Source organism: Synoicihabitans lomoniglobus (assembly GCF_029023725.1).
Taxonomy (GTDB): domain Bacteria; phylum Verrucomicrobiota; class Verrucomicrobiia; order Opitutales; family Opitutaceae; genus Actomonas; species Actomonas lomonigloba.
In genome coordinates this window covers 3,460,606-3,485,445 of record NZ_CP119075.1, presented here as the reverse complement: position 1 = coordinate 3,485,445, position 24,840 = coordinate 3,460,606, and the positions used below count along the sequence as shown (strand labels likewise).

General features: G+C 62.6%; 20 protein-coding genes. 2 read left to right on the top strand and 18 right to left on the bottom strand.

The features are described 5' to 3' along the window. Nucleotides 1-414 precede the first annotated feature (414 nt). The 7 genes from PXH66_RS13500 to PXH66_RS13470 form a co-directional block, all read right to left on the bottom strand. Nucleotides 415-747 carry a PadR family transcriptional regulator gene (locus tag PXH66_RS13500; protein WP_330927557.1) on the bottom strand — a complete coding sequence of 111 codons (333 nt, stop codon included), beginning with the start codon at nucleotides 745-747 and terminating at the stop codon, nucleotides 415-417. A gap of 108 nt (nucleotides 748-855) precedes the next feature. After that, nucleotides 856-1,242, bottom strand: coding sequence for a hypothetical protein (locus PXH66_RS13495; RefSeq protein WP_330932040.1), 387 nt, complete (start codon nucleotides 1,240-1,242; stop codon nucleotides 856-858). Between the two features lie 202 nt (nucleotides 1,243-1,444). After that, a complete protein-coding gene (locus tag PXH66_RS13490; RefSeq protein ID WP_330927555.1) occupies nucleotides 1,445-2,098 on the bottom strand; it encodes an HvfC/BufC N-terminal domain-containing protein in 654 nt (217 codons plus the stop codon). Continuing rightward, nucleotides 2,095-3,021, bottom strand: coding sequence for an MNIO family bufferin maturase (gene bufB, locus PXH66_RS13485; RefSeq protein WP_330927554.1), 927 nt, complete (start codon nucleotides 3,019-3,021; stop codon nucleotides 2,095-2,097). Before bufB ends, PXH66_RS13490 begins: the two co-directional genes overlap by 4 nt. 30 nt (nucleotides 3,022-3,051) lie before the next feature. Continuing rightward, nucleotides 3,052-3,765, bottom strand: coding sequence for a hypothetical protein (locus PXH66_RS13480; RefSeq protein ID WP_330927553.1), 714 nt, complete (start codon nucleotides 3,763-3,765; stop codon nucleotides 3,052-3,054). Between the two features lie 15 nt (nucleotides 3,766-3,780). After that, nucleotides 3,781-5,289 carry a hypothetical protein gene (locus PXH66_RS13475; RefSeq protein WP_330927552.1) on the bottom strand — a complete coding sequence of 503 codons (1,509 nt, stop codon included), beginning with the start codon at nucleotides 5,287-5,289 and terminating at the stop codon, nucleotides 3,781-3,783. A gap of 306 nt (nucleotides 5,290-5,595) precedes the next feature. Next, nucleotides 5,596-6,369 carry a hypothetical protein gene (locus PXH66_RS13470; RefSeq protein WP_330927550.1) on the bottom strand — a complete coding sequence of 258 codons (774 nt, stop codon included), beginning with the start codon at nucleotides 6,367-6,369 and terminating at the stop codon, nucleotides 5,596-5,598. Nucleotides 6,370-6,510: 141 nt separating this feature from the next. Here PXH66_RS13470 and PXH66_RS13465 point away from each other — a divergent pair, with 141 nt between their 5' ends. After that, nucleotides 6,511-6,690 (top strand): YqaE/Pmp3 family membrane protein, encoded by a 180-nt coding sequence (locus tag PXH66_RS13465; RefSeq protein ID WP_330927549.1) that lies wholly within the window; start codon nucleotides 6,511-6,513, stop codon nucleotides 6,688-6,690. Between the two features lie 118 nt (nucleotides 6,691-6,808). Here PXH66_RS13465 and PXH66_RS13460 read toward each other — a convergent pair whose 3' ends face one another. The 9 genes from PXH66_RS13460 to PXH66_RS13420 form a co-directional block, all read right to left on the bottom strand. Next, nucleotides 6,809-9,436, bottom strand: a complete 2,628-nt coding sequence (locus PXH66_RS13460) for an ABC transporter permease (RefSeq protein WP_330932039.1) — start codon at nucleotides 9,434-9,436, stop codon at nucleotides 6,809-6,811. Nucleotides 9,437-9,462: 26 nt separating this feature from the next. Further along, nucleotides 9,463-12,174, bottom strand: a complete 2,712-nt coding sequence (locus PXH66_RS13455; RefSeq protein WP_330932038.1) for an ABC transporter permease — start codon at nucleotides 12,172-12,174, stop codon at nucleotides 9,463-9,465. 39 nt (nucleotides 12,175-12,213) lie between these two features. Continuing rightward, nucleotides 12,214-13,065 (bottom strand): C45 family peptidase, encoded by an 852-nt coding sequence (locus PXH66_RS13450; RefSeq protein WP_330932037.1) that lies wholly within the window; start codon nucleotides 13,063-13,065, stop codon nucleotides 12,214-12,216. 25 nt (nucleotides 13,066-13,090) lie between these two features. Further along, complete coding sequence (locus PXH66_RS13445; protein WP_330928690.1) at nucleotides 13,091-15,715, bottom strand: ABC transporter permease; 2,625 nt, start codon at nucleotides 15,713-15,715, stop codon at nucleotides 13,091-13,093. A 16-nt stretch (nucleotides 15,716-15,731) separates the two neighbouring features. Next, entirely contained in the window at nucleotides 15,732-18,437 is a 2,706-nt protein-coding gene (locus PXH66_RS13440; protein WP_330928689.1) for an ABC transporter permease, read from the bottom strand. Continuing rightward, a complete protein-coding gene (locus PXH66_RS13435; RefSeq protein ID WP_330928688.1) occupies nucleotides 18,434-18,775 on the bottom strand; it encodes a PadR family transcriptional regulator in 342 nt (113 codons plus the stop codon). The genes PXH66_RS13440 and PXH66_RS13435 overlap by 4 nt, the downstream gene beginning before the upstream one ends. Before the next feature lie 552 nt (nucleotides 18,776-19,327). Then, entirely contained in the window at nucleotides 19,328-19,879 is a 552-nt protein-coding gene (locus tag PXH66_RS13430) for a transposase (protein WP_330928687.1), read from the bottom strand. A 273-nt stretch (nucleotides 19,880-20,152) separates the two neighbouring features. Then, the gene (locus PXH66_RS13425; RefSeq protein ID WP_330928686.1) at nucleotides 20,153-20,935 is read right to left on the bottom strand and encodes a potassium channel family protein; all 783 of its coding nucleotides are present in this window, start codon (nucleotides 20,933-20,935) and stop codon (nucleotides 20,153-20,155) included. A gap of 109 nt (nucleotides 20,936-21,044) precedes the next feature. Then, nucleotides 21,045-21,980 carry a calcium/sodium antiporter gene (locus PXH66_RS13420; protein WP_330928685.1) on the bottom strand — a complete coding sequence of 312 codons (936 nt, stop codon included), beginning with the start codon at nucleotides 21,978-21,980 and terminating at the stop codon, nucleotides 21,045-21,047. Nucleotides 21,981-22,181: 201 nt separating this feature from the next. Here PXH66_RS13420 and PXH66_RS13415 point away from each other — a divergent pair, with 201 nt between their 5' ends. Next, nucleotides 22,182-22,655 carry a DoxX family protein gene (locus tag PXH66_RS13415; protein WP_330928684.1) on the top strand — a complete coding sequence of 158 codons (474 nt, stop codon included), beginning with the start codon at nucleotides 22,182-22,184 and terminating at the stop codon, nucleotides 22,653-22,655. A 108-nt stretch (nucleotides 22,656-22,763) separates the two neighbouring features. Here PXH66_RS13415 and PXH66_RS13410 read toward each other — a convergent pair whose 3' ends face one another. Together PXH66_RS13410 and PXH66_RS13405 are read right to left on the bottom strand one after the other, a co-directional pair. Continuing rightward, entirely contained in the window at nucleotides 22,764-23,867 is a 1,104-nt protein-coding gene (locus PXH66_RS13410) for a Gfo/Idh/MocA family protein (protein ID WP_330928683.1), read from the bottom strand. A gap of 167 nt (nucleotides 23,868-24,034) precedes the next feature. After that, nucleotides 24,035-24,676, bottom strand: a complete 642-nt coding sequence (locus tag PXH66_RS13405; RefSeq protein ID WP_330928682.1) for a ThuA domain-containing protein — start codon at nucleotides 24,674-24,676, stop codon at nucleotides 24,035-24,037. Nucleotides 24,677-24,840: the final 164 nt, after the last annotated feature.

Here is a 24,840-nt window from a genome sequence, read left to right as displayed (position 1 = left end):
CAATGGTGGATGGTTGGTGCGCGGACGGTCCCTTCGAGGATTGGAAAGTAGGCCGCGAGCTTGCTCGCGCTTCCGGGGGCGTGGTTTCTGCGGGCGTGTCGATGGTGTGGTGTTCGGGCGATGGAAAGGGGCGTCGGCGAGTAGGCGGCCTATGTTGGTGGATGGAAGCGGCAGTGCGGACCGGGTGGAACCAGTCCCTCCGTGGATTGGAAAGTAGGCCGCGAGCTTGCTCGCGCTTCCGGGGGCGTGGTTTCTGCGGGCGTGTCGATGGTGTGGTGTCCGGGCGATGGAAAGGCGCGTCGGCGAGTAGGCGGCCTACGTGGGTGGATGGGAGCGGCAGTGCGGACCGGGTGGAACCGGTCCCTCCGGGTGAGGGTTTTCGTTCGTGAAATTCAGCGATGCCGACGACTGGGATCAGGTGGCGTCGAGCATTGTGTTGACGGTGTTCGACAGGAGCGCCCAGTGGGACTTCTCCGTTTCAAATTGGCGGCGACCAGCGGCGGTCAGCGAATAGTAGCGAGCGCGACGGTTGGCTTCGGAGACGCCCCATTTGCCTTTGATCCAGCCCTTCTTTTCCAGGCGGCAGAGCGCGGGATAGAGCGAGCCCATCTCCACCTGAAACACTTCGGCCGACATTTGGCGAAGGCGTTGGGAGAGACCGAAACCGTGCATCGCGTCGAGTTGGAGGGCCTTCAGGATCAGCATATCGAGCGTGCCCTGCAGAAGTTCAGTTTTGTCTGATTTCATGCTTTTACCTTTAGAGGATCTGAATGAAAGAAAGTGCGCCTTCCTTTAGAACGTCAATAGGAAAAACGGCGCGTTGCCGATGCGGGGCTCGGCATTTTAACACCGTCACTACCACTTGATCTGCAACAGCGACCAGCGGGCGATGGGGATATCCTTACCGATGCCGGTGGGGATGGGGTCCTGATGTGGTTTGGCCTGCACCGTGATGCGGCCGAAAGCGTCTTTGATGAACTCGCCGCCTTCCTGGATATTGAAGGTCGGCGTGAGCTTGCTCCGTTCCTGGTCCACCGCGTTTTCCAGTCCCCGCGAAAGCGATTGTTCCTGCACGACGACCGGCTCCATCAGGATAATGTCATCATTGTCGGGCAGGGTTTCCCGGGCGGCGGGATCGAATTGAAAGGCTGCTTGGAGGTTGCCGGTGATCTTCTCCCGCATCGTGTCTGCGCCCACTGGCGGCGCGGATGCCGCGAGGGCCGCGACCATTGTCGCGATCACGGTGGGGGATGAGGCGTGCCGGATCATGCGGGGGGAGTTCCTTCCGGTTCGACTACCTCGGGGAGGTATTTGTTCAATCTCTGCGGGCCTGAGAGCTCCTACGCATTTGAAATGAAACGCCCGGAATGGTCCGGTTTGCTGCGGCTTGATCATATGCCCCGGAGTCCCCGCTTACCGTTTCAGGAGCCCGCACTGCATCGCGCTATTGCCCGGCGTTGTCGGCGATCTCTCGAAGCCGGACTTGGAAGTTGCGGCGGTAGATCAGAACGGTGGTGGAGCGGGGGGCGGGGATGTCGGGCGCGGCGTGAATTTCGGGCTCCTTGAGGTGGAGGCGCGCGGCGGGAAAATAGTCGTGAACCGGGAAGGCGAGGTGGAGCGTGCGGGTCCAGGGTTCGGCGGCGATGGCGACCGGGTCGGTGGCGGGTTTCGGGGTGGTCTTCTCGTGGCCTTCGGCGTGGTAAACTTCGAAGAAGGTGCGTTCGAGGGTGGCGAGGTTGATGATGAACTCGGGCCAGAGCTCCGCTTCGTTGTCCGGTCGGGTTTCGCGGAGGTGGCGGGGGAAGTTCTCACCGAGGCGCGTAAGGGTGTAGGTGGTGGGCGGGAAGGTCTGCAGGTAGCCGGTCGCAAATTGATGGAAGAGATCTTCCTCGAGGGCGTGGCGCAGCACGGGGTATTCAGATTCCAAGCACTGGATGAGGCGGCCGTGGAAGGAGGCGGCGTAGATGCCGATGCGGGCGGCGGGTGGCAGTCGTCCGTTGGCGTTGGCGACCACGGATTCGATTTCGCGAACGTCCTTGCTCTGAGGCTGTTGGATGGCCGCGAGGAGCCAGCGTTGCAGACTTTCGAAGGGGATCATTCCGTGGGCATGATGTGCAACGGATGCGGGAATGATCGCCCGTCGGCTTTGGGCGCGGCGGCCGCGGGGGAGGATGCTCGTGGTTGAGTGCGGGCAACGGTCATGAAGTCCTTGGCCTGAGCCACTTCGGCCATGAGGACCGGGAAGGGCGGGATGTCGGCATCCCATTCGAGCAGGGTGGCGGCGCCGTCGCCACCGGTGTGAAGGTGCGCGGAGCGGTAGAGTTCCCACACCTCGTCGATGACGTTGGTATTGTGGGTATCGATGATGTGGGTGCCGCAGTCCTCGTGTCCGGCGAGGTGAAATTGGATGATGCGATCGGCCGGGATGGTGCGGATGTAGGCGTCGGGGTCCCAGCCGTGGTTGCGGGCACAGACGTAAATATTATTCACATCAAGAAGTATGCCGCAGTCGGCCTCGGCGGCCATGCGACCGAGGAATTCCGCGTCGGGCATGGTGGAGGCCTCGAACTCCAGATAGGTGCTGGGGTTTTCGAGCACGAGGGGGCGTTCGAGGTAGTCCTGCACGATGCGGATACGCTCGACGGTGTGCGCGAGTGCGTCCTCGGTGAGGGGCATGGGTAGAAGATCGTGGGTGTTGAGTCCGGCGATACCGGTCCAGCACAAGTGATCCGACACCCAAACCGGGGAAACCTCGGCCGCGAGAGCTTTGAGTTTGGCCAAGTAGTCGAAGTCGAGCGGGTCGGAGCTGCCGATCGAAAGCGATACCCCGTGCATCACCAAGGGGTAGCGCTCGGCGATTTGGTCGAGGACCGCGCGGGGTTTGCCGCGACTGTCCATGTAGTTTTCGGAGATGACCTCGAACCAATCGACCTGGGGCCAATGCTCCAGAATGTAGGGGAAGTGCGGACTGCGCAGTCCGATGCCCAGACCGAGGTTGGGGAGATCAAATCGATTGGCCATGGTGAGGTGGAGTCGGGTGTCGCGGGCCCGTTACGAAGTCGGTTTGGGGGCCTTCGGAACCTTCGGCGGTTTGGGCAGCTTGGGCGGCATGGGTGTAGGGTAAGGTTCGGGCAGACCGTTGGGATCGTAGTGACCGCTGCCGCTCCAGGCGTTGGCGATCAGGGCACTCGGCAGACTGGCGGGTTTACCGAAGGATTTGCCCGCGATCACCATCTTCTTTTCAAAACGGGAGCGGGCAATGTTCCAGACGGGTTTGCCGATGAAGGCGTTGCTGTAATACTGGCCCGGTTTGCCCGGAATCTCGTCGGGAGCGGCGCTGTTGAGCTGAGTGGAAACGAAGCCGGAATTGCCGTGGCCAATCGGTGCGCCGCAGCCGCCGGTGCCGTTCCAGTGTGGGCTGGTTGTGCCGCAGGCGTTATCGGTGATCCAGTATTGGCGGCCGTAGTCGCCGGTGCCGCAGCCGCCCAGATTGGCGCAGCTGTTGCCGCCGGCGCAACCGTGGGAATCGACATTAGTGGCGGGACATTCACCGGGCGCGTAGCTGATACCGGCGACGACGGTCGTCTTGGTGTTGAGACCCATGCAGATGTGCTGGTCGTCATGGGCAGGAGCATCGACGGTCTGTTCGGCGCTGGCGCCGGCGCCGCGAACTGGGAGCGCGGCCCCGGCCAGGGCGGCGGCCCCAAGGGATCCGATGAATTTGCGGCGCGACTCGCCGTCCGGGGAGGGGGTGGGTTGAGACATGGCGTGAGGTGGGAGTTAGTTGTGAGGGGAGGTTGTCTTGCTCTTCGCGCTCTTCGCGCGCTGCAGCATGAAGCTGAAGTTGGCGTTATTGGCGGCGGTCTGCGCGTTACCGTAGGTGGCACCGGCGTGACAGTTCATGCAGCTACCGTTCACCTGCATGTAAGTTTCGAGCACGGGATTACCGAGACTTACGGGGGCGGGATTCCCGGCGGGTTTGGTGCCGGGATTCACGGGCCATTGGGTGGAGATGAGGCGGTAGTTGGCCCAGACCGTGCCGGCGAGTTTGCCCTGCATGGTGGCGTTGAGATTCTTGGTCCATTTCGAGTCGGACACGGCGTTGTTGTCGGTGATCACTTTGGTGATCTGAGACAATTGGCGTTCGTTCTTCGGTTGATAGTAATTTGGGGCCGATTTCATCGCATCGAGGGTCGAAAATGCAGCGGGATCGAAACCGCCGAAGGAGTGGGTGCCTGCTTTGTTCCAGAAGCTGTAAGAGCCCTTGGCCTTGAATTTGTCCGGAACCGAGGTGCGTAGATCCATGATGGGCGCGTTGTCGACGTGTTCGAACGTCGCCCAGACCCATTCGGGAGCACTCTCGGTGCGCACCATGATATGCATGCCAACGAGGCCGTAGGTTTTGCCGGTAATCGTGTGGGGTTTGTTGAACGGCTCTTCAACGATCGGGGTGATGGTGTAGAATTTTGAGGGATCGTCGCCGGCCCCCATTTGTTTCCAGGCGACCTTTAGTTCCATGGCGCCGCGCTGGCCGGGCGTCGGGCCGACGGGGAGTTTTCCGCTGGGGAAACTGACGGTGTTTCCGTTGTTGATGAAGGTCTGCTGGCCCTCGGTATTATACAGCGTGTTGGTCACGATGTAGTCGTATTCCGCTTTGTTGATCCGAATCTCGTAACGCACATATTCGTTGTTGAGATCAGTGATGGGCGGGAGCGGGGTTTCGAGGTTGAAGAACGCTTCGTCCACCTCGTCGAGGATCTCGGTGTGCTTGCTGATCGCGCTCAGGGTGCGCGCCTCGTTCTCCGGCGTTCCCCAGGGATCCGGAGCGACGCCGTTCGCCTTAAAAATTTGCGAAGGCGAGAGGTAGTATTCCCACACCCTTGGCGAGGTGGGTTGAGTTCCGATATCGCCGGAGATCGGATTGCCGGAGGAATCGGCCGGCCAGTTGAGCCCGATGAAGGTGGCCCAGGAAAACAGGTCGAACTGTTTTTGAGTTTCGAAAACGCCGCAATCGTGGTCGGCGGCGTGACCGGCAGTGGACGACATTTTTGCCGGAGCGGGCGCTGTCGTTTCGACGGTCGCGCGCAGGGAGCCCAAATCAAACGGGAGCGCGGAGCTCACGTTCGGAAACGTGAAGCCGACGGGCGGGGCGATGGTGTCACAGTCTTTCGGATACTCGGGAACCTGCGGGGTGGCGGCGCTCTTCGAATCGGTCGCAGCCGCGAAGATGAGGTTGGTGGCGAACACGAGACCAAGGACCGTGGACAGGCCAATGGCGCCACGAGACATAAACGACGGTTTTTTCAAGTAGCTAGCGGGGACGGGGTTGAAGCAGTGGAACCGAAACACGGTTGAATTGACGACACCGGCTCATGCGCGAAATGAGGGGGTAATGGGACACCGAGAGAGCATATTTATGACCGCGGCCTCCGGGAGGGCGCGAGCCTTGTCCAGATGATGAAAATCGCTCGATGGTCGATTGGAGTCGGAGAACAACGCAGGAGCCGACGGCTGATTCGAGCACCGGGGAGCGAAAACAGGTCGCCATTGTTGTGGTCGTCTGTTCCGCGGTTTATGCGGAGGTTGCCCGTCGCGTTAAGACACTCCGTCGCGGACTGCGAAAAAGACGATCAGCACCGCCGCGAAAACGATGTAATAGAGAACGGTGCCTACGATGGTGCAGCTGATGGCCCGCAGCCAACCGGGGCCCATCACGCGGCGATACACCCATGTTTGATAGGCCAGGGAAATCACCCCGTAAATCAGGCCCATTTTGCCGACCCACACTCCCAACACTACGGTGAGCAAATATGCCATCGTCGAGATCGACATTAAAAACGCGTTGAGCGCCATATGCTCCACGAAGTTGTAGGCCCGTTTCCAATACAGAACCCGGCTCGCCAATCCCAGCAGCGGCACTCCCGCCAACATCATCACGTTGAAATACCGCTTCAATAAAACGTTCATCAGGAGCAGGTTTTCTCGCATTTCCGGACTCACGGTTCCATTGTCACCCTGCGCGGCTTTCGCAAATTCGGAATCCATCGACCCAAACTGAAAATTGAAGAACGTCGCCACGGCCGTGACAAAAACCAACAGGCGCAAGGGGTTGCTGAACTTCAACCGATCCGCGCCCAGATAACCCTGAAAGCCCGCGCGGGGTCGCTGCACGAACTGCTTCACAGTGTAGAGAAATCCTTTCTCGAAACTCGCCGCTCCCAAGGTGGCATCGACCACCAAACCAAACCCCAACCGGCGCAAGCGATGCGGCACGGTCAGTTCAACTTCCTCCGGTGGTGGCGGGGGCAGGTCGTGAGCGGAGTCCGTGGCGGTGGGGTCGGTCGGAATCGGAGCATCATCGCGGGGCATGAGGTTGAAAGTGGGGACCCGCTCGCATCACGCCAAGCGTCAAGCAAGCATGGACCGCCTTACCGCGGGAGTTGTTGATGGTGTGGGCGTCGCCGCGAAAAAATCTACGCACCGATTTGGGTGACGGGGGTCTGTGCCCTCATGTTCATCATCTTCATCATCATCAGTCTCGTGCTTCCACCCGCCGCCGTTGCGATTCGCCGCGGCTTCGGCACGGAGTTTTTGCTCAATCTTTTGCTGACGCTGCTGTTCTGGCTACCGGGGGCGATTCACGCCTTGTATGTCGTGTTCAAAAGCGACGGCACCAAGTCCATCGCTTGAGCGCGCAGTCGCGCTCGTGGATGGAGGTGCGCCGCTCGCCGGGGGCTGAATGCCCTGTCGGGGCGGGTGTCGCGATGGGACGCGGTTGGGCGACCAGAACGCTGTGGCTTGCCGCCGGTCATTCGGCGCGCAGGGATTGCATGGGATCGGTCTTGGACGCGCGGACGGCGGGGAGGAAGCAGGCGGTGGCACCGACCGCGACGAGGATGAGGGACACCATCACGAAGGTGGCGGGATCGAGGGGGTCGACATTGTAGAGCTGGCTTTCCAGCAGATGGGAGGCAAAGCCGGCCCCGATGGCGCCAATGGCCAGTCCGATGGCGATGACTTTCAACCCGTCCCGCAGAATCAGGGCGATGACATCGCGCGCCGCCGCCCCGAGGGCGAGGCGGATGCCCATCTCGCGGGTGCGTTGATTGACGCTGTAAGCCATGACGCCGTAGATGCCCACGCAAGCGAGCAACAGGGCGGCGCCGGCGAAGAGACTGAGCAGGGTGAGCATCATGGTGCGGAAGTTGAGCGTTTCATCCGCCATGTCTTCCAGGGTGCGCAGTTGGTGAATCGGCTGGTTGGGATTCACCCGTTGCACGGCCTGACGCACGGCGGCGGCGAGGGACGCGGGCTGTAGTTGCGTGCGCAATACGTAGTGGGTGCTCCAGGGGAATTGCGCCAGCGGCAGGTAAACCTGGCGAAAGGGCTGACCGTCGACGGCGAAGCGGCGGGCGTCGGCGACCACGCCGACGATTTCGTGGGGCTCGCCCTTGAATTGGATGTGATACCCGAGGGGGTTCTCGTCGGCGTCGAAAAAGCGATCGATGACGGACTGGTTGACGATCAAGACCTTGGGCGCGTCGATGCGGTTGTCGGCGGCGGTGAGGTCGCGGCCTCGCAGCAAGGGGGTGCGCATGGTTTGGAAATAGCCGGGCGAGACGGCATCGAAGCCGGCGATGATGTTGTTGTCGGGCTCGATGCGATCGGCGCGCTGGATGGAGTCTCCGTAGAAGCGGTTGCCGTTCATGGGCATGTTGCTGATGAACGCGGCGCTTTCCACGCCGGGAATGGTGCGGAGCTCGGCCAGGATCTGGTCGGCAAACTGCAGCCGTTTTTCGACGGTCTGCGCGGTGTCGCCGTTTTGGTTCAGGCGGAAGGTCAGGGCGCCGTCGGTTTCGAAACCCAGGTTCTGGTTGGCGGCGTTGAGAAAGCTGCGCATGAGCAACCCGGCCACCACGAGGAGCACGACAGTGAGAGCGGTTTCGGCGATGATGAGGATGGATTGCAGGTGGCGGCGTCTGCCGGCGCTGCCGCTGCGACCGCCGTCTTTGATGGCATCTCCCACGTTGGGGCCGGCCGCGCGCAAGGCGGGCAGTAGACCGAAGACGAAACCGGTGAGCAACGAAGCGCCGAGGGCGAAGGCGAGCACACCGCCATCGAGTCCGATCTCGATGCGCTGGAGATCGTTTACGCCGGCGAAAACCACCAACGGATTGATGGTCGCCGCCGCGACCGCGATGCCGGCGGCACCTCCCAGCACGGCCAGCAACAGGCTCTCCGTGAGCATTTGGCGAATGATGCGGCCCTTGGTCGCGCCGAGAGCGAGACGCAGCGCGAGTTCGCCCGACCGGGCGGAAGTCTTGGCGAGGAGCAGATTGGCAACGTTGGCGCAGGCGATGAGCAACACGACTCCGACGGACCAGAGCAGGAGGTTGAGCGGTTGGCGGGCGCCGCCGAACATACTCTCCTGCATCGAGGTGACGGTCACCGTCCAGTCTTTCTTGCGGTCGGGGTAGAGGTGATTGAAGCCCTGTTTGACGGTGGTCAGTTGGGCGGCGGCGGCGGCGGGAGTGGCCCCCGGGGCGAGCTTGGCAAAGGTGGTCGTGACGTAGTGGTAGTTGCGCGTCTGCTTTTGCTCGTCGTTGAGGATGCCGGTGGGCGACAGGAACTGGACGTCGGGATCGAGCAGCGCGTCGGGGTCCAGCACGCCAATGATTTGATAGCCCTCGCCGCCGAAGTTCACGAAGTCACCCACGACGCCCGGGTCACCGTTGAAGGTCTCCTGCCAGAAGCGGTGGCTCAGGATCACGATGTGTTCGTTGGCCCCGGCAACGTCGTCCTCGGGGCGGAAGTCACGACCCAGGGCGGTGCGCAACCCGAACAGACTGAGATACTGCGGCGTGACCTCCCAACCGTTGACCATCTGCGGATCGCCGCGGCCGGTCATGGTGTGAGTCATCGTGTGAATGGCCGCCATGGATTCGAAGTGGATCTGGTTTTCCTGCCACTCCAGGAAAGTGCCGCCGCAAGAACCGCCGGTGCCGCCGGGAACCGGGGCCTCGTCGATGACCATGATGCGGTCGGAATCGGCGTAGGGCAGGGGATTGAGCAGCAGGCCGGAGACGACGGAGAAGATGGCGGTGTTGGCCCCGATGCCGATCGCCAGGGTGAGCACCGCGACCGCGGTGAAACCGGGGGATTTGCGCAAGTTGCGGGCGGCGAAACGCAGGTCCTGCCAAAAGTGTTCGGCCCAGGCACCGAAGCGGGCGTCGCGCACCTCTTCGGTGCGGGCGTCGACGGAGCCGAAGTCGGCGGCGGCGCGGCGACGGGCGGTGGCGGGGTCTTCGCCGACGGCGATGCGGCGGGCGGTTTCTTCGTCGAGGTGGTGTTTCATTTCATCGAGCATTTGTTGGTCCATGGCGCCGCGCTGGAACGCGCGCCGGAGGCGGGTGCGAAGGCCGGAGAGTTTGCTCATGGGGCAGGCGGGGTGTCGTTGGATTGTTATTCGGTGCGCAGCGCGGCCAAGGGGTCGATGCGTGCCGCGTGGCGGGCGGGGAGCCAGCATGCGATCAGGGCGATCGTGGCGAGCAGGATGGGCGTCATCGCGAGAACCCACGCGTCCGACGGTGCTACGCCGTAGAGTTGAGCGCGAATGAGGTGGCCGAGTGCAAGCGCCCCGACAAGCCCGAGAGCAATGCCAGCCATTACGACACGTCCGCCTTCGCCGACAATCATGGCGACCACCTGCCGCTGATCAGCGCCCAACGCGATGCGGATACCGATCTCGCGGGTGCGTCGCGCGACGGAATAGGCGAGCACGCTATGAATGCCGAGCGCCGCCAACACGACCGCCGCAACGGCGAAAACACAGAGGTAGTTGCGGTATGTGCGTCGGGCCTGAGTGGAGTCATAGAGGGCAGAGGTCATGGTCTCAATGTGCGGCAACTGCATGTCGGCGTCGACCTCACGCAGCGCGGCGCGAACGGCGGTCGCCAACAACGCGGGGTCTTGCGATGTGCGGAGCAGGAATCGGTTGGGCATACCCCACGAGGGCGCCTCATTCAGCGGGCGAAAGAATTGGGGGGTGACCGGCTCATCGACTCCGAGCAGTCGGGCGTCTCCGACCACCCCGACAACCTGAAAGGTGCGCGCGCCGCCGTTGGTGTAGCGGAAGGTTCGACCCATGGCATCTTGGTTGGGCCAAAAGTCACGGGCCATGGTTTCGTTGATCACCACGGCGGAGTTTTCATCACCCTGATCCGCCGAGGTGAGGAAACGCCCTCCGAGCAATGGAGCCTGCGCGACTTGGAAAAAATCACGTTGATTCAAGCTGATGTAGCTGCGGCCCGTAAATCCGAGCACGTCGCCGGTCTCGTTTTCGGCGGGGAGTTGCAACCCGGTGAGTTTGTAGCTGCCCACTGCTTCGACTCCGGGAAGCGCGGCAAGGCGATCCATGGCGGTGCTCACCCGGATGTGGGTGCGGGTATCGGCGTCTGGCGAAAACCCGCCTGTAGGCAAAAAGGAAACGACGGCCGACAATAGGTGATCGGAAGCGAAACCTGGAGGCGCTCGCAGTTGCTCGATTACACTGCGAATCATCAGACCTGCTCCACTCAGCAGGATTAAAGCGAGCGCGACTTCCAGGCTGGCCAGCAAACGTCCCTGACGGCGGGCACCGATGCTCAAGGTAGCGGTGTTGCCGCTGTTCTTGAGGTGTGCGTTGATCGGTGTGTGACTGCCGCGCCAAGCGGGCCACAAACCGAAACACAGGACCGTCAAAGCCGTCACGGCAAACGCGATGGCCAAGGCGCGTCCATCCAGCTCGATGGGACGCAACTGGGGGAGTTGATTGAGACTGGCCAAGAGGTGAAGGCCCCAGTGGGTGAGGACCAGCGCGGCGACGCCGCTGACCACTGCGAGCACAGTGCTCTCCAGCAGTAATTGGCGGATAAGGCGGCCTCGGCGAGCTCCGAGCGCGGCACGCACCGCCAGTTCGCGGCGGCGGCGCTCCGTGCGAGCGAGAGTGAGATGGGCGGTGTTGGCGCAGACGATCAACAGCACCAGTGCGATTGCCAGCGACAGGCCGTTCAATGTTTCGCGCAGACGGGGGAATTCCCTGCTGTAGACGCGTCCTTGCAGCGCTTCATGCAACGGTCGCACCCAAAGTTGCAAGCCATCGGTGTTCTTCTGCCAAACGCTCCGGTAGGTCGAAGCCAGCGTCTCGTCCTGTTGCAGTTGGGCGGCGATCGTGTCGAGTAACACCTCGAGGCGGGCGAGCCTACCGTCAGGCGGCAACTTGAGTAGCGCGATGGTGTTGGCAGCTCGCATATGATTGGGGCGAGGCCGAACAGGTTGGGCGGGAAGCCAATATTGGGTGGAGCGAGATGGAAATTGAAAATAGTTCGGCATGACTCCGGTGACGGTCAGCAGCCGATCGCCGATCCGAACCGTTTGACCGATGATCGTCGGATCGCCCTGAAAGCGCGATTTCCACCATGCGTGACTGAGCACGATAGCGCTGTCGCGCGGTGGTTCACGGGCGTCGTAGTTGAGGGCCTCGTCGTCGGTGAAAGTGCGACCAAGAACGGGTTGGACGCCGAAGAAACGGAAGAACCCCGGGGGCACGCGTGACCCGAAAACCGTGGTTACGAAGCCGTCTTCACGGTCTGACATCTGAGTCGAACGATCACACCAAGTGAAGGCGGGAAAGGCATCCGAATTGTCTAGCAATGCCTGCAATATCGGAGGCGTGATACCTGAAGGCTGTGGGGCGGGATTTTCGGAATAGTATGACCACTCGCCGACCTGCATGATACTGTCGGCATGCGGTCCTGGCACGGGATTAAGCAGCACGCGGTCGACCACGCTGTAGACGGAGGTCGACGCGCCGATTCCCAGTGCCAAGGTGACGATAACCACAACAGAAAACCGGTGGTCACGACGCAGTGAACGGACGGCTTGAACGAAGTCATGCCACCACAACTCGACCCACGTTCCCCAACGCCGCTCGCGGACCTCTTCGGTGCGGGCGTCGACGGAGCCGAAGTCGGCGGCGGCGCGGCGGCGGGCGGTGGAGGGGTCTTCACCGGCGGCGATGCGGCGGGCGGTTTCTTCGTCGAGGTGGTGTTTCATTTCATCGAGCATTTGTTGGTCCATGGCGCCGCGCTGGAACGCGCGCCGGAGGCGGGTGCGAAGGCCGGAGAGTTTGCTCATGGGGATATGGCCGCGAAGGGGCGTAAATGAGTGGCAGGGTTATTCGGAACGAGGCAGGGTAGTAGCCAAATCCTGAATACGATAGGACTGGCGGCCGGCGGTGATCAGGGTCGAGAGGGTGGTTTTGAGGGGCTGGTCGAATTTTTGTCCGGGGTAGATCCAGATTTCGCTGGTGGTCAGGTTCTGCACGTTGGAATAGAGCGTGCCCCAGCCGTCGCCGTTCTGGGCGGTGCGGCGGCAGACCTCGGTGATGGTGGCGAGACCTGCCTCTGACTCGGCCAGCAGGCGGGTGGCGACGGGGTGGCGCCAGCACCTGGAGCCGTTGTTGCCGGTGATGGCATTGAAGTTGGTCGTGACCAAAGTCTCTTCGCGCGTGAACACCTGCGAACCGGAGGGACTGATGATGGCGAGGGTGCCGTGTTTGTCGGCCACATGCATCTGGGCCCGTTCGAATCCTTCGGTGAACCAGTAGTTTTCAAAGAAACGCACCACCTCCCCGGTGGTGGAGGCGGAGGCGAGCAAATGACCGAGGATGGCATCATCCCCACCGGGGTATGGATTTCTCCGCGCCGGGTCCTTCAAGGGATAAGGCTGTTGCAGGGCATTAAAGTCGTAGGTCAAACCCGCCTCGTTCATGCCGCCCTGAATGCCGGCTCGGGGTGAATCATAAGTAAACGTGAAGTAGCCGAAGCGGGTGTCGTCGGTCCGGGGAAAGACGTTGAGGTAAAGGGGCACGTCGAGCGGACCGTCTTCATTGTTGCCCGTCCAGACCTGGCCATCGGGCGCCACGGCGCTGAGGATGGTGCAGGCGGTGGCCGAGGGCGAGATCAGGCACGAGGTCAGGAGCACGGCGGTCACAAGGCGGGCGTAGTGACGCATGGCGAAATTCACGATTTTTAAGGTGTGGCGGGATGGTTCAGTCTGATCGCAGCGCCTGGATGGGGTCGGCTTTGGCGGCGCGTCGGGCGGGGAGGTAACAGGCGAGGGCGGTGACGAAGGCGAGGAGGAGGGCGGCGACGATGAAGACGAGCGGGTCGGTGGCGGAGACATTGGTCATGAGGTTGGCGGCGACGCGCGCGGCGCCGATACCGGCGACCAAGCCGAGACCCAGGCCGATGAGCAGGAGGCGTCCGCCGTGGCGGAGGATGAGCTGCATGATGTCGGCACGGGCGGCACCGAGAGCGACACGGATGGAGAGTTCCCGACGACGGTTGGCTACCGCAAAGGCCATGACCCCGTAGAGCCCGATGGCCGCGAGTGAAAGGGCCATGATGGCGAACACGCCGATGAGATTGAGCGTGAGTCGTTGCGGACCGAGCGCTTCGCCCATGGCATGTTCGAGCGTCTGCACACGGGCCAAGGGCAGGTTGGGGTCGATGTGATGCACGGCGGCGGAAAGTGCTGGCAGCATCGCGGCCGGATCTCCCTGGGTGCGGACGATGAAGCCCGACCACCAGACGAATTCCGTGTGGGGCACAAAGAAGGTGGGTTGCGGATCTGTAGTCAGAGAGTCGATACGGATGTCGGACACGACGCCCACCACTTCCCACGGTTGGTCTTTGGCGTGGACGAGTTTGCCCAATGGATCCGTATCCGGACCGAAGAGTTGGCCCGCCATGGTTTCGTTGATGACCATGACATCCGGCGCCTCGAGGCGATTGTCGGCGGAGGAGATGGCGCGTCCACGCACGATGCGCGCGCCGAGGGTATCGAAGTATCCGTGGGATACATACTTTATCCGGCCGGTGCGGTCCTGACGGGTTTCCGGGGCATCCTCGCGACTGATGAAGTAACCCTGGCCACTGTCCCCAAATGGCAGGTCGTCGGCGCTGGCGACAGCGACGGCACCGGGAACCGCCAGGAGTTCAGAGCGCACTCGCTGGATAAATTCAATCCGTTGGGTGGGGCTGGCATAACCCCCGGAGTAGGGAGGGGTAAGCTCGAACATTAAAACGTTTTCCGCGGTGATGCCGGGATCGGCGGTGACCGTGCGCACCATGCCGCGCACAAGCAGTCCGGTGCTCACCAGCAGCACCGCGGTAAGGGCGATTTCCGCGATCACGAGACTGGACTGGCTGCGGGATCGACCGCCATCGGTCGCGTTGCTGGTGCCGCATTTCAGGCTGTGATTGAGATCGGGATTCCGCGCCCGCAGCGCGGGGAAGATCCCGAAAATAAGTCCGATCAGAATACTGGAAAAAAGGCCGAATCCCAACACGCGCAGGTCGAGTTGCGGCACCATGGTGGCGGGCAGCAGATCGGCGCTGGCGGTGGCCAATACGCGAATACTGGCGAAGGCGACGAGCAGGCCGGCCCCACCACCGATCAAGGCGAGCAACGTGCTTTCGGTCAGCACTTGCCGAACGATGCGTCCGCTGCTGGCACCCAAAGCGGCGCGCAGGGCGATTTCCCGTTGACGGGTGGCGGACCGCGCCAGCAACAGGTTGGCGACATTGGCGCAAGCGATCAGCAGAACCAGCGCGGTGGCCGCGGACAGCATGAGCAGAAACGGCCGGGGGTTCTTGGCGAACATGTCCTGCATCGGTTCTGCCCCGACTCCCCACGTGTGCATCCATTCGGGGTAGGTGGCGTCGAGACTTGATTTGATGGCGCGGAGTTCTGTTACCGCGCTGGTGAGGGAGGCATCCGGTTTCAGCCGTCCGAACACCCGCCCCATGTGCACATCAAAGGAGGTTCGGTAGTTGTTGGGGGTGAGCACCAGGGGCAAAAACAATTGGGTCTCCCGGCTATGCCACATGCCGTGGGGCACGACACCAATGATCTCCCGCGGGACACCGTCCAAGGTGATGAGTTGCCCGATGGCGTTGGGGGAACCGGCGAATCGTGTCTGCCAGAAAGACTCGCTGATCATGACGACATTGTTCTGTCCGCCCACTTCGTCATCGGCCGCCGTAAAATGTCGTCCCACGACGGGGGCCAGTCCCAGCACTTCGTCAAAATCGGATGAAACGGAGGCGGCGGAAACTTTTTCCGGTGCACCGGATCCCGTCAAATCGACCTGTTCACCGGCCGCGATGAAGAGACCCTCGAACTGCGTTTGATGTTTATACCAGTCGACGAACGCACCACCGGAGACGGCGTTGCCACCACCCTTCGGCACGGTCTCAAACACGCGGACCAATCGATCCGCGTCGGGATAGGGCAAGGGCCGTAGCAGCACGGCGTCGACTCCGCTGAAGATGGCGGTGTTCGCTCCGACCCCCAAGGCAATGGTGGCCACGGCCACGAGGGTGAAGCCGGGAGATTTGCGAAGTTGACGAGCAGCGAAGCGCAGGTCCTGCCAAAGTTGTTCCAACCACGACCCCAGGCGATTTTCACGCACCTCTTCGACGCGGGCGTCGACGGAGCCAAAGGCGGCGGCGGCGCGGCGGCGGGCGGTGGCGGGGTCTTCGCCGGCGGCGATGCGGCGGGCGGTTTCCTGATCGAGATGATCTTTCATTTCATCAAGCATTTGTTGGTCCATGGCGCGGCGCTGGAACGCGCGCCGGAGGCGGGTGCGGAGGCCGGAGAGTTTGCTCATGGCGGGTGGGGCGGGGTTATTCGTTCCGGAGGGCGGTGATGGGGTCGATCCGGGTGGCCTTCCAAGCGGGCGCGAGCGCAGCCAGGGTGGAAACGCCGACCAGAGCCACGACCACCGTAACGAGCGTTACCGGGTCGTGCGGGGCGATGCCATGCAGTTGGCTTTGAATCAGACGCGTCGCGCCGAACATGACCGGGAGTCCGATGACCACGCCGATGCCGGCCAAGAGGAGCGCCTGCCCCACGATGGGGCGGGCGACGTCGGCGCGTTGGGCACCGATGGCCATACGAATGGCGATCTCCCCACGACGCCGGGTGACGTCGTAGGCGATGAGACCGTAGAGACCAATGCCGCAGAGCACGAGGGCGAGGGCGGCGAGCGCCGAGCCGAGGACCGCAATCATGCGTTCACGACCGAGGTTCTGTGCAAGCAGCGCGGCTTGGGTCGTAACGTCCATAACGGGCACGGCGGGATCGATGGCGGCGACGGTGCGACGAATCAGCGGCGCGAGCGCATCCGCCGACGAATGGGACCGCACCGCAAAGGAGGCGGATGCGACGGCGGTCGCGGCGAAGCGGCCATAAAACCGTTGGGCGGCCGGATAGTAGGAGGCGGGCGGCGGCTCGGCTTTGACGTCGTCGAAAACCGTGTCGGCGCAGACCCCGACGATACGCCACTCGGCGTCCCACATAGCGAGGGTATGGCCGAGCGGATCGCGCCCCGCGAGGTAGCGGCGAACAAAGGTCTCGTTCACTACCACAACCTTGGGCGCGTCGGCGGTGTCGCTCGCCGCGATGGCGCGACCGGCCACCACGGGGATGTCCATCACGTCGAAGTAGCGGGCGTTGACCATCTGCCGATAAGTATAACCGCCCGCGATGGGAGGATCGGCCAAGGATGTGAGTTCAACTCCGCCGACCGAGACCTCATCGGTCAGCGGGCGGAACTGCATAAGACCCGCGTGCTGCACGCCGGGCAGAGCATCAAGCGCCACCTGCACACGATCGTAGTAAGCCATCCGGGCGGAGTCGTCGTAGCCGGCGCTGGCCGGATTGAGACGGAAGAGCAGCGTGCCATCGGTGGCGAAGCCCGGATCGATGCGTTGCAGGTTGAGCAGACTGCGTAGGCCCAGGCCGGCGCCGGCAAGAACGACAAGGGACAGGCAGATCTGAGCGACAATCAAAGCGCGACCGAGGCGCAAGCGCGGCTCACCGATGGCTCCGCGGGAGCGCAGACTGTGCAAGGGATCGGTGCCGCCGGCGCGCCAGGCGGGCAGGATGCCGGCGAGCAAGGCAGTGAGCCCGGCCGACGCGAGAGCGAAGGCGAGCACGCGTCCGTCGAGCGGGAGGGCATAGTGTAAACCCTCTCCCGTTCCCGCCAACAACTTCGACAAGGCGCCCTGCATCCACCATGCGAGCAGCACGCCTCCAGCCCCGCCGGTTCCAGCCAAAACCGCGCTCTCGCAGAAAGCTTGCCCCATCAGTCGTCGTCGTCCGGCGCCCAAGGCATGACGGACGGCGAGCTCGTGTTGGCGGGCCGCACCGCGAGCGAGCGAAAGCCCGGCGAGGTTGGCGCAGGCCACCACCATGACCAGAGCGGTGATGCCGAGCATGAGTTGCAATGGCGTCCGGTAGGTCTCGCGGTCAAACCCGAGTCCGCTCGTGCCGTCGTGGGCCACGATGCGCGGGTCGGTCATGTAGCCGTCCGTGAACGACGCGAAGACGGGGCCGAGACGGCTCGTCAACTCGGCGTCGCTCACCCCGGGTCGCACCCGGGCGAGCAGGCGGATGAACCAGTGCCAGTCGTCACCAAATCCTACATACAGGAAAGGGGAGCCTTCGATCAGCGGGATATAAACGCCGGTGGATTGACCCGGACGAATGCCTTCAAACTCCGGCGGCAGCACCCCGACAATTTCGTGAGGGACGCCGTGCATGCGGAGCACTTTTCCCAAGACGTTCGGATCGCCATCAAATTGGGTCTGCCACACGCCATGACTGATGACGGCGAGCGGAGCGCCGGTGGCCTCGTCGCCGGGGAGCAGCGTGCGACCGAGCAGGGATTGCACCTCCAAGCCGGTGAAAAAATTATCCGACACCATCATGCCGGTGGACGCGAAGGCGTTGTGGTCGGATTGAGCGGTGAGTTCGCGCAAAGGGAAATAGCCCAATACCTCGGCGACTCCGGACGCACCTTCACGCAAGGCGGCGAAAGTGGGATGATTGACCGATTCGAGTTCGGTGACATCGCCAACGGTGCGCGAGAACGTGCGATTGATGGAGCGCATGCGCACGTCGGTGCCGCTCCAGTGCAACACCCGTAATTCGGACGGTGCCGGCACGGGAAGAGGCCGCAGCAGGATGGCGTTGACGAGAGAGAACACGGCCGTTCCCGCACCAATGGCGATGGCGATGGTGCCCACCGCGATAAGCGTAAACACGGGTGACTTGCGCAGCCCCCGCCACGCGTGGCGGGTTTGGCGAAAAGTTTCATCGAACCACGCTGCGAAACGGCCGTCGCGAACGTGCTCCTGGTGCGCGTCGACGGAGCCGAAGTCGGCGGCGGCGCGACGCTGGGCGGTGACGGGGGCTTCGCCGGCGGCGATGCGGCGGGCGGTTTCGAGTTCGATATGAGCCTGCATTTCCGCCGCCATGTCGCGTTCAAAGCGTCGGCGGAAAAGGGCGCGTTTGATGCGCTGCCCGAACCCCGTTCCGCGACTCATCCGAGGTCCTCCAACTTGGCACCAAGGACGGTATTGATGGCGAGGGAGAGGCGAGCCCAGTTGGCGGTTTCGCGCTCGAGTTGTTTGCGGCCAAGCTTCGTGATCTCGTAGAACTTGGCCTTGCGATTGTTTTCCGAGATGCCCCAGTCGGACGTGATCCAACCTTGCTCCTCCAGCCTATACAAAGCCGGGTAGAGCGACCCCTGCTCGACACGGAGCACCTCGGAAGAAATTTGGCGAATGCGCACGCTGATGCCGAACCCGTGCATCGGCTCCAGCTGGAGCGATTTGAGGATGAGCATGTCGAGCGTGCCTTGCAGGAGGTCAGTTTTGGCCATTCTGGTAAGTAAGAAGTTTGAAGTGGGAAATAAGGGGCAGGTCGGAAATCGGGTCCAATGGGACTTTCCTAGATTGTCTACATGAACGACCTTCTTCCTGTAGAATGTCAAGGAGAGATACCCGCGGAGCCGGCGTCGGGTTACAGAAAATTTTGAGAATCTGAAACCGAGATCATCGTGGGGTGGGGACGCCCAACGGTTTTACTCAGGGTGTGTGGAGTGAACGCGGGGGTGCTGGTGGATGAAGCGCGGTCGTCGCGAGCGACGCCCCTACGTCATGATGGAGCGTCCTGCTGGGGTAGGGGCTTCGCTCGCGAAGCCCGGAACGCGGCGGCGTGGTGTCGTGATGGGCTGGAGCGCGGTTGAAGGTAGGGCGCTTTCGCCGAAAGCGCCGCTGCGGTGGGCGTGGCTAAGCAGGATGAAGCGCGGTCGTCGCAAGCGACGCCCCTACGGGAGGATGGAGCGTCTTGCTGGGGTAGGGGCTTCGCTCGCGAAGACCGGAACGCGTCGGCGTGGTGGGGGGAACGCGAGCGGTCGTCGCGAGCGACGCCCCTACGAAGAGCGGTCGATTTTGGCGGCGATTGATTTATCGTAGTTGAGCCATTCCGGCGGGGGCGTGCCGTCTGGTTTCAAACCGGCGAGGAATCGATAGCGCAGGGGGTCCTCGCATAACCATCCAGACCACGCAGTAGTAATAGGAACGAGGTGCGCTCGGTAAGGATTCATGAAAATGTAGAACGCGTAGTCCGCTTCGCTTTCGGTTTCTCTCAGTCGGTGTTCGAAACCGTTGCGTTGCCACGTCCACAGTTTGTCGGAGCGGCGGCGGACGGATGCCTTAAATTTGCCCATCACCTGGCCGACAGTGAGGCGCTTGCCCAAAGTGAACAGGAGATGAACGTGGTCGGGCATCACACAGGCGGCGTGCAATGAGTTGTCGTGGCTGAACGTATCGGCCAATGTGGAACGCACGGAGGAGAGGTTATGGGCGAGGGTGAGCACCTGAGCGCGCTTGCTGGTGCACATGGTCACAAAATACACCGCGCCCGGAGCCGAAACACGGCCGAGCAAAAGGCGGGCAGTTTGCCGCTGAGGACCGGTCGGCATGGTCAGGATTGTGATGAGGCGAATCGTCTGGGCAAGTTCGCGGTCGTCGCAAGCGACGCCCCTACGTCAGGATGGAGCGTCCTGCTGGGGTAGGGGCTTCGCTCGCGAAGCCCGGAACGCGTCGGCGTGGTGGGGGGGACGCGTGCGGTCGTCGCGAGCGACGCCCCTACGTCAGGATGGAGCGTGCTGCTGGCGTAGGGCTTCGCTCGCGAAGACCGGAACGCGTCGGCGTGGTGGATGGAACACGCGCGGCTGGCTGGCACACGAAATCGATCAGGTTTGGGCGGGCGGCTTGTGCGTCGAAGCTGGTGCCGGCTGCTGCTCCCGTAGTTCACGAATCTCCCCCTGCATGGCTTTCAGCTGTTCCAACATCAACCGTTGGGCTTCGCGTGAGGCGGGTTCATCCTTGTCGTCGCCGAGAAAAATACTGGCGGCGACACCGCTGAGGGTGCCGAAGAGTCCGATGCCCGCGATCATCACGAAGGTTGCGATGATACGGCCGGAGGTGGTGACGGGATATTTGTCGCCGTAACCCACGGTCGTGGTGGTGGTGATGCTCCACCACAGCGCGTCGTTGGCGGTCTGGATGTTGGCTTCGGGTTCGTCGAGCTCGGCGATGAGGATGCCGGTGGAGCCAAACGAAATCACGAGGAAGGTGAACACGAGGATGCCGGTCAGGCCGGCGCTGGTTTTGCTCTCCCACAGGATCTTGTAGAGGCGGCGCACGGACCGGATGGCGATGAGCAGGCGCACGACGCGCACCACGCGCAGAATGCGAAAGGCCTCGATCGCCGGCACCGCCGCCAACAGATCAAACCAGCCCCACTTCATGAACCGCCACTTGGAATCGGCCTTGGCGAAGCGGATGGCGAAATCGATGAAGAGCAGACCACAGATTGTCGTATCAATGTAGAAGACGAGGCGTTGGATTTCCTCCGGAACCTGGAAGGCCAACTCCGCGCCCAATCCGGCCAGCAACACGAGCGAAAGCACCAATACACCGAATTGAAACGGGCCCAGATCTTCCGGGTCTTCTTGGGGAGGTAACACCTGCATGATCAAATTTCAGCAACTCCCGGACCGAAAAGCCAGCCCGGCGGCGGTCATGCGTAAATGCGCCCGCGAGCGGGCGGCCGATGTGGGGCTTTACCTGAGGGCATGGGCGTCAGCCCGCGCCGCGCACCAGCCAGATGGTGTAGCCGAGGTAGGCGACGACGAGGGCGGCGCCTTCCCAGCGGTCGACGCGTCCGCCCGTGCGCACGAGTGGTAGAATGGCGACGGTGATGACGACAAGCACGAGGAGATCGACGTGTTGCAACGCCGCCGCGGTGCCGCCGCTGGCCAAGCCGGCGGCGCCGAGGATACCGAGGATGTTGAACAAACTCGAACCCACCAGATTACCGACCGCCACATCGTGTTCGCCCTTCGAGACCGCGACGACTGAGATCGCCAGTTCCGGCAGACTCGTGCCGATCGCCACGATCGTGAGGCCGATCACGGTTTCACTCCAACCCCACTCGCGGGCGAGCGTCACGGCCCCGTCGACGAAGAGATCCGAGCCGTAGAGCAACAGACCGAGACCACCGAGCGCGCCCACGACGGCGAGTGGGAGGGAGATGGGTTTGGGCACGTCGGCGCCGAGTGATTGATCGGGATCCTGCTTGGCCGACCGCAACGTGAGTCCGGTGTAAAAGAGCAATCCGATGAACAGCAACGCAGCCTCGCCCACGCCGAGATGGTCGTTCCACAAAAACGCGCCCCCCAGCAGGGTCGCGCCGATGAGCAACGGCACCTCGCGGCGGATCACCGCATGGCTGGCGGTGAGCGGTTTGACCAAGGCGCACAGGCCCATGATCAGCGCGAGATTGCACAAGTTGGAGCCGATGACGTTGCCGACCGCGATGGCCGCGGCCCCGCGTTGGGCGGCTTGCAGACTGACGACCAATTCCGGCGCGCTGGTGCCAAACGCGACGACCGTCAGACCGATGACCAACGGCGTGAGACCGAGTTTGAGCGCGAGCGCCGATGCCCCACGCACGAGCAACTCCGCACCGAGGGTGAGAATAGCGAGACCAATGATGAGTAGAACGATCGGAGGCATGGTGACAGGAGCGAAAACCAACGCATAGGTTTCGCGACATGGCGAGCGGATGCCGCCGGGATTCTCCGTCAGACGCGGGCTCCGCAGGTAGGGGCGTTGCCTGCGACGTCCGCGCGGTGCGGTCGGTTTTCATGCTCAACGGACGAAACTGGCGGAATTGCTTCCCCGTTTCGTCGCGGCACGATCGGTCATCTTTACCCCATGAAAAAATACCTCGGCCTGAATCTCATCCCGCTCAACGCCGACCTCGGTCTGCTGCTATACCGCGTCGCTTTTTCCTTTGTGATGATCCGTTACCACGGCTGGGGAAAGCTCACCGGCTGGCAGGATGATTCCGCTGGATTGCCCAACTGGTTTTCCCTCGCGGGGGCCAAGGCGGAGTTTCACACGTTCCCCAACTACCTCGGGATTTCGAGCGAGTTGAGTTACGTTATCGTTGCGTGGTCGGAGACATTTGGCTGCATCCTGATTGCGCTCGGTCTGGTCACGCGGCTGCAGTCGTTGGTCTTGTTTTCCGTGATGATGGTGGCGTGGATTTTCCATCACCACATGGGCTTCCGTGCCCCGCACGGTGGCGAGACGGCCTTCCTGTTCGCGTTCGCCTACCTCACGTTGTTCCTGGCCGGCCCCGGCAAATACTCGCTCGACCGCAAACTCGGCATCGGCCGGAGCTGAGCGGAGAAATTTTAACGCGAAGACACGAAGAGCGCAGAGAGACGCCAAGCCGGAAACCCATCCGATACTTGGTGAAGCTCTGCTGCCTTTGCGCGTTGGCGTTAGATCCTAGTCCTCGAAGACGCTGGAGGCGATGTTGGCGGGGACGGGGGCGGGGCGGTCGCAGGTGGATTCGATCGTGATGTGACGACCTTCGTCGCTGGAACGCGTGGCGGCTTCCATGAGCTCGACCACGTGGTGCGCGAGCCGGCCATCGGTGCGGTGCGGACGACCGCTGCGCAGGGCATGACCGATGTCGGCGACGCCGCTGCCGCGACCGCGTCCCTCGGCGTGCGTCATCGGCACGGGATCAAATTTGTCGGAACCCGCCGGGCTGAAGAAACAGGGGTCGTCGAAGCGATTCGGATCGCACACGCGTAGGGTGCCGGCCGTGCCGTGAATGACGATGTTGGGCAGGTTGGTTTTGGGCGTGTCGAAGCTCATGACCATCGTGCCGATCGGGCCGCCGGAAAACTCGAGCGTGGTGGAAAAGTGCGTTGGAATATCGACGGTCACTTTTTCACCCGCGCGCGGCTCGCTCGTGATCGTGCGTTCGGCAAAGGTCTTGCGGGCGGAGCCGGTCACGCGGGCGACCGGGCCGAGCAGGTTGACGAGGGCGGTGAGGTAATACGGGCCCATGTCGAACATCGGACCGCCGCCAAACTTGTAGTAGAAATCCGGATTCGGATGCCACGTCTCGTGACCGGGGCAAAGCATGAAGGCCGTGGCGGCAACAGGGGTGCCGATGACCCCGTCGTCGATGAGCTTGCGGGCGGTCTGCAGGCCCGCGCCGAGAAACGTGTCGGGAGCGCTGCCGAGGCGGAGGTTCGCAGTGGCCGCTTGGCTGACGAGGGCGGCGGTCTCCGACGCCGTGAGTGCGAAGGGTTTCTCGCAGTAGACGTGTTTACCGGCGGCGAGGGCGGCGTGGTTGATCGCGGTGTGCGCGGCCGGGATGGTGAGGTTGACGATCAAGTCGACGTCGTCGCGGGCGATCAGGTCCTCGGTCGAACCGCCGAATGCGAGCCCGTGGTCGGTGGCGGTTTTGCGCGCCAGGTCGACATTGAGATCGGCGCAGGCGGTGAGCTCGATGATGGGATAATTTTGGCAGCCTTCAAAGTAGGCGCCGGAGATTTTACCGCAGCCAATGAGGCCGACTTTAAGGGTATCAGACATGGGAATAGGGATGAAAGGGAGAGACCACGAAATACACGAAACACACGAAAGTTTCGGGAGATTGCGTCGGCTTGTATCCTGGTTTGGCCGCGCCGTATCGCCGTTGGGTTCACATGGTTCGAGCGGCGAGGCCCTTTCGTGTTTTTAGTGTATTTCGTGGTTAATTTTCAGGCCAGGTCGCCGGCGGCCCAGCGGAGGCCGCGGACGGTGAGGTCGAGGGCGGCGGGGCAACGGTCGAATTCGGCGAGTTCGTGGCCGAGGGCGGCGTAGAAGACGCGGCCCTTGCCCCATTGTTTTACCCATGCGATCGGCATGGGGACGGATTTACCTTCATACACGTAGAGGGTCTCGGCGAGGACGTGCACGCCTGGATCCATCAGCATGTAGTATTGTTCGGAGGTGTAGGGAAACTCGGTCGGGATACCCTGCATGATCACGTGTTCGGGATCGGTCACGGTGATGTCGTAGTCACCGATGTAGGGGTGGGCGACGAACATGCCACCAACCATCCACTTGAATTCCACGTCGCCGCGGAAGGCGTCGCCCAGACCCCCGTGGAAACCACCAAGGTTCACGCCGCCGTGGACGGCGTCGCGCAGGGCTTTGGATTCTTCCTTGGTCCACTCGCCCATGGTCCAGTTGGGCACAATCAGGTCGAACGCGGAGAGATCGAGCCGGGTGAGGCAGGCGGTCTCGGTCTCGCACTGGCACTCAAAGCCGTGTTTCGACAGTTCGGCGACGTAGCGTGCCGTAAATGCTTCGGGGATGTGGCCAGCCCAGCCACCGCTGATAAAGAGAGCTCGTTTCATGTAGAACGATGAACTGAGCACACCTGCCCGCATCCGGCAATCGCCCGCCCGGTCCAACCCTTGTTTTTCGTTAAGTGACCGACCGGGCCAGCGAGTTGCCGCCCGGAGGGTGTAACCATAATGGTTACACTTCCGGCCGGAGCGCGGTGCTAAGGCGCAGTGAA